Genomic DNA, 4,561 nt, shown 5'->3' on the forward strand with positions numbered 1-4,561 from the left:
TGGCCGAGCGCCCGCTCGGCCACCTCGCCGCGCTCTCCGGCCTGCTGCACGAGAATATGGGCCACGCCGCCGGCTGGCGCTTCGCCGATATGGGCCGGCGCATCGAGCGGGCGATCAACACCTGCGGCTTCGCCCTGCGCTTCTGCGGCCCGGACGCGAGCGCCGAGGATCTCGGCGTGATGCTCTCCCTGGCCGATTCGCAGATCGCCTACGGTGCCCGCTACCTCGTCGGCGTGAGCCGGGACGCGGTCTGCGACATGGCGGTGCTCGACCCCAACAATCCCCGCTCCGTCGCCTACCAGCTCCAGGCGATCACCGCCCATCTCGACGCCCTGCCGGCGCTGGCCGCCGACGGGCTGCCCGAGCCGCACCGCCGCCGGGCGCTGGCGCTCGCGGTCACGCTCCAGACCGCGGAGGCCGCCGCGCTCGATGCCGAGGCTCTGGAGCGGTTCGAGACCGATCTGGAGGCCCTCGCCGACCGCATCGCCGGCCGCTACTTCCCCAACGGCCCCGACGCCCTGCGGCCGGAGAAGCTCACGGGTCTCGCTTGATCTACACCCTGCGGCACCTGACGACCTACCGCTACGCCCGGACCGTCCGCTTCGCGCGCTGCAACCTGCGCCTGCGCCCCCGCGACGGCGACGGACAGCGGGTGCTGGAGAGCGCGCTGCACGTCGCGCCCGAGCCGACCCGCCGCCTGGAGCGGCGCGACTTCTTCGGCCTCGACACGCTGACGCTGACCCTCGACGAGCCGCACCGCGAATTCGCGGTCGAGGCCGTCTCTCGGGTCGCCGTGGCGCGGCCGGCCCCGCCGCCGCCCGAGGCCGGACCCGCCTGGGAGGCGGTGCGGGCGGCCGCCCTGGCGCTGCCCTCCCTCGGGCCGGACGGGCCGGCGCATTTCCAGTTTCCGAGCCAGCGGGTGCCGCTCGTGGCCGAGGTGACGGATTACGCCCGGAAAAGTTTTTCGCCCGGGCGCAGCGCCTACGGGGCGGCGGTCGAGTTGATGCACCGCATCCGCGACGACTTCCGCTTCGACGCCAAGGCGACCACCGTCTCGACGCCCCTGGCGGAGGCCTTCACCCTCAGGGCGGGCGTCTGCCAGGACTTCGCCCACGTGATGATCGCGGGTCTGCGCGGGCTCGGCCTGCCGGCGGCCTATGTCAGCGGCTACCTGCGCACCCGGCCGCCACCCGGCCGCCCGCGCCTGCGCGGCGCCGATGCCAGCCACGCCTGGGTCGCGCTCTGGTGCGGCGCGGATGACGGTGGGGGGGCGGGACTCGGGGAGGGCGGCTGGATCGGCCTCGACCCGACTAATGCCTGCGTGGTGCGCGACGACCACATCGTCGTGGCGCGCGCCCGCGACTACGCCGACGTCGCCCCCATCGACGGGATCGTCGCCTCGGCCGGGGCGCAGCGGCTCAGCGTCGAGGTCGACGTCATCCCCGAGGACGAGGCGGCCTGACCTTCGCGCCGTCGGCCGTCGGCGTTATCGGCGCACTTGCGCGTCCCATCCCGCCATCGCCAGCCGCGCCACCGCCTCCAGCTCGGCCCGGCTCGCGCCGTCGCGGGCCTGGAGCGACAGGCCGCCCTGCACCGTCATCACGAAGCGGGCAAGCGCGGGGAGATCGAGCGCGGGGCTCAGTTCGCCTTCCGCCACCGCGCGGCCGAGACGCACGGTGACCGCCTCGAGGCCGCGGGCGCGCGCCGCCCGCACGCACGCCCCGAGTTCCGCCTGCCCCTCGCCGCCGACGGTCGAGAGCGTCACCATGCAGCCGCGCGGTTCGCCGGTTGCGCCCGCCTCGGTCAGGGCGGCGGCCGAACTCATCAGCAGGGCCTCGACCGCCGCGCGGGCGGTTGGAGCCGCAGCGAACCGGCCCCAGACGCGCGCCTCGTACCGCTCGCCGTAGTGGCGCAACGCCTCGGCGTAGAGCGCCTCCTTCGAGCCGAAGGCCGCGTAGAGGCTCGGTGACCCGATCCCCATCGCCGCGGTCAGCTCGGAGATCGAGGTGGCGGCAAATCCCTTGCGCCAGAACAGGTGCATCGCCGCGGTCAGGGCCGCCTCCCGGTCGAAGGTTCGCGGCCGGCCGCGGCCGCGCGGTGCCGCGTCATCGTTGGAGGGCGCTGGTCCGGAATTTTGCATCGATCGTTCTATAATTCGCTTGACCGGAGCGGGCAACGCTCGTAGCCATTTCTGTGTCGTTCGATACAGAAAGATCAGTCGATGAGTGAACTGGCAGGCAAGCGCGCCCTCGTCACCGGCGCCTCCCGCGGCATCGGAGCCGCCATCGCCCTGGCGCTGGCGGAGCGCGGGGCGGATGTGGCGATCACCTACGAGCGGTCGGCCGACCGGGCCGCCGAGGTGGTCCGCGCCATCGAGGCGCGGGGCCGGCGCGGCCTCGCCATCCAGGCCGACAGCGCCGACGCGGCGGCGGTGAAGCGCTCGGTCGATGCGGTCGCCGCGGAACTCGGCGGCCTCGACATCCTCGTGAACAATGCCGGCATCGCCCGCGGCGGGTCGGTGGCGGAGATGCCGCTCGCCGACATCGACGCGCTTCTCGCCGTGAACGTGCGCTCGGTGGTGCTGGCCTCGCAGGCGGCGATCCCGCATCTCCGGGAGGGCGGACGGATCATCTCGATCGGCTCGTGCCTCGGCGAGCGCGTGCCGTTTCCCGGCGTCACGGTCTACTCGATGACGAAGTCCGCCCTGCTCTCGTTCACCCGCGGGCTGGCGCGCGAAGTCGGCCCCCAGGGCATCACCGTCAACCTCGTGCAGCCCGGATCGACCGACACCGACATGAACCCGGCCGACGGGGCGCAGTCGGACCTCCAGCGCTCCATGACCGCGCTCGGGCACTACGGCAAACCGGAGGACATCGCCGCCGCCGTCGCCTTCCTGGCGAGCCCCGCCGCGCGGCAGATCACCGGCACCACCCTCACGGTGGATGGCGGCGCGAACGCCTGACCGGCATCGTTTCGACGAACGAGGTCCGCAGGTCATCCGACCGATCGGCTTGTCCGATCATCCCCCTCATCCTGAGGTGCTCCTTGCCTCGGCAAGGAGCCTCGAAGGAGGCTTCCAGAAGCCGCCGCGATCCCTGGAGCCCTCCTTCGAGGCCGCTGCGCGGCACCTCAGGATGAGGTAGAACCCTGGAAATGCGAATGAAACAGGCTCTCATCCGGACACGCCGGCCCGGTAGAGCCGCCCGCGCTCGGTCCAGGCGACGGTGAGCAGGGCCAGCCCGCCGAGCAGGGCGTAGCCGTAGGCCACCGGCATCACCGTGCCGTCGAAGGCGTGCCCGATCAGGAAGCCGCAGAAGGCGCCGAGGATCGTGGTGTAGAAGCCGAGGAACGACGAGGCGGTGCCGGCGATCGCCCCGAGCGGCTGGAGCGCCAGGGCGTTGAAGTTCGGCAGGGCGAAGCTGATCAGGAACTGGTTCAGCGCCAGGACCGACAGGAACAGCATCAGCGGCGGGTGCCCCTGGTAGTGCAGGCCGATGCCGACCTGCAGCAGGCCGACCGCGGTGAAGGCGGTGACGCCGGCATGCGACAGGGTCCGCATCCCGAGCCGGCGCACGACGCGGGAATTGATCAGCGTCGCCGCGCCCATGGCGCCGGCCACCACGCCGAAGGCGACGGGGAACAGGCCGCCGAGATGGTAGAGCCCGGTGTCGAACACCTGCTGGGCCGAGCCGACATAGCCCATGATGCAGCCCGTCAGCAGGCCGAGCGCCGTGGCGTAGCCGATCGCCGCGCGGGTGCGCAGCACGGTGAGCAGCGCCGCCGCCGTCGCCGTGAGCGAGAGCGGGCGGCGGTATTCGGGGTGCAGCGTCTCGGGCATGCGCAGGGCGAACCACAGCGTGAGCACGCCGCCGAGCGCCAGCATCGACACGAACACCCAGATCCACGAGCCGAGCAGCAGCATGGTGGCGCCGATCGCCGGGCCGAGCATCGGCACGATCAGGAACACCATCATGATGAGCGACATCACGCTCGCCATCTCGCGGCCCGAGAAGCGGTCGCGCACGATCGCCGTCGAGAGCACCCGGCCGCCGGCCGCGCCCATGCCCTGGATGACGCGGGAGGCGAGCAGCCACTCGTAGCTCGGCGCCAGCATCGAGAGGATGCAGCCTGCGGTGTAGATCCCGAGGCTGATCAGCAGGGTCGGCCGCCGCCCGATCGCGTCCGAGACCGGCCCGTAGACGATCTGCGCCACCCCGAAACCGATCATGTAGACATAGACGAGGAGCTGCAGGCTGTTGGGGTCGGCGACCGAGAACCGTTCCTGGATCAGCGGGAAGGCCGGCAGCAGGTTGTCGATCGACATGGCGGTGACCGCCATCATCAGCGCGACGATGCCGACGAACTCGGCGAATCCCGGCCCGACCCAGGGTGTTGCGCCCGGCGCGGCCTCGGAAGCGGGGCTGCCGGGGGTGGGCCGAGGGGAGGGTGTCACGGTCGGGGATGCTTTCAGGGTCAGTACCGGCCGAAGACGGGCGGCAATCCGGTGTCGTCAACGTCCAAGAACGGAGCGCTTTCCCTCTCCCCTCCGCGGGAGAGGGTG

The 4,561-nt window shown here is 72.1% G+C and carries 5 protein-coding genes; 3 read left to right on the forward strand and 2 right to left on the reverse strand.

Features of this window, described 5'->3' with window-relative positions:
- Together MFF42_RS22200 and MFF42_RS22205 are read left to right on the forward strand one after the other, a co-directional pair.
- A partial coding sequence (locus MFF42_RS22200; RefSeq protein ID WP_238257817.1) for an alpha-E domain-containing protein occupies window positions 1–551 on the forward strand: 551 nt, incomplete at its 5' end.
- The gene (locus MFF42_RS22205; protein ID WP_238257819.1) at window positions 548–1,462 is read left to right on the forward strand and encodes a transglutaminase family protein; all 915 of its coding nucleotides are present in this window, start codon (window positions 548–550) and stop codon (window positions 1,460–1,462) included. The genes MFF42_RS22200 and MFF42_RS22205, both read left to right, overlap by 4 nt.
- Before the next feature lie 24 nt (window positions 1,463–1,486).
- Here MFF42_RS22205 and MFF42_RS22210 read toward each other — a convergent pair whose 3' ends face one another.
- Entirely contained in the window at window positions 1,487–2,140 is a 654-nt protein-coding gene (locus tag MFF42_RS22210; RefSeq protein ID WP_238257821.1) for a TetR/AcrR family transcriptional regulator, read from the reverse strand.
- Window positions 2,141–2,221: 81 nt separating this feature from the next.
- Here MFF42_RS22210 and MFF42_RS22215 point away from each other — a divergent pair, with 81 nt between their 5' ends.
- Window positions 2,222–2,962 carry an SDR family oxidoreductase gene (locus MFF42_RS22215; protein WP_238257823.1) on the forward strand — a complete coding sequence of 247 codons (741 nt, stop codon included), beginning with the start codon at window positions 2,222–2,224 and terminating at the stop codon, window positions 2,960–2,962.
- Between the two features lie 210 nt (window positions 2,963–3,172).
- Here MFF42_RS22215 and MFF42_RS22220 read toward each other — a convergent pair whose 3' ends face one another.
- Entirely contained in the window at window positions 3,173–4,339 is a 1,167-nt protein-coding gene (locus MFF42_RS22220) for a multidrug effflux MFS transporter (RefSeq protein WP_238257825.1), read from the reverse strand.
- Window positions 4,340–4,561 lie beyond the last annotated feature (222 nt).

The sequence above is a fragment of the Methylorubrum podarium genome, from assembly GCF_022179745.1.
Taxonomy (GTDB): Bacteria; Pseudomonadota; Alphaproteobacteria; order Rhizobiales; family Beijerinckiaceae; genus Methylobacterium; species Methylobacterium podarium.